Origin of the sequence: Anaerococcus lactolyticus ATCC 51172, from assembly GCF_000156575.1 — a bacterium.
Classification (GTDB): Bacteria; Bacillota; Clostridia; order Tissierellales; family Peptoniphilaceae; genus Anaerococcus; species Anaerococcus lactolyticus.
Map to the genome: position 1 here is coordinate 1 of NZ_GG666221.1, position 223 is coordinate 223.

The 223-nt window shown below is 68.6% G+C and carries 1 protein-coding gene; it reads right to left on the reverse strand.

Features of this window, described 5'->3' with window-relative positions; genetic code table 11:
* Window positions 1-223: GAF domain-containing protein (locus HMPREF0072_RS10925; protein ID WP_155811926.1), on the reverse strand; the 223-nt coding region annotated here is incomplete at both ends.

Below are 223 nucleotides of genomic sequence, written 5' to 3' on the forward strand. Positions count from 1 at the left end.
GTACCGATGTTCTGCGCAACGAAGGTCAGCAGGCGCTGGTCGTGCACGCTGAAGGTACTGTTCTGGCTGTAGCTCTGCACCACGATCGCGCCGACCACTTCGTCGTCGCGCAGCAGCGGCACGCCCAGCCAGCAGTGCGAACGCGCGCCGTGTTCGCGCACTTCGCCGGCCGCCAGCAGGGCATCGATCTGCGCGCGCGATGCCAGCAGCGGGCGCCGGTTGC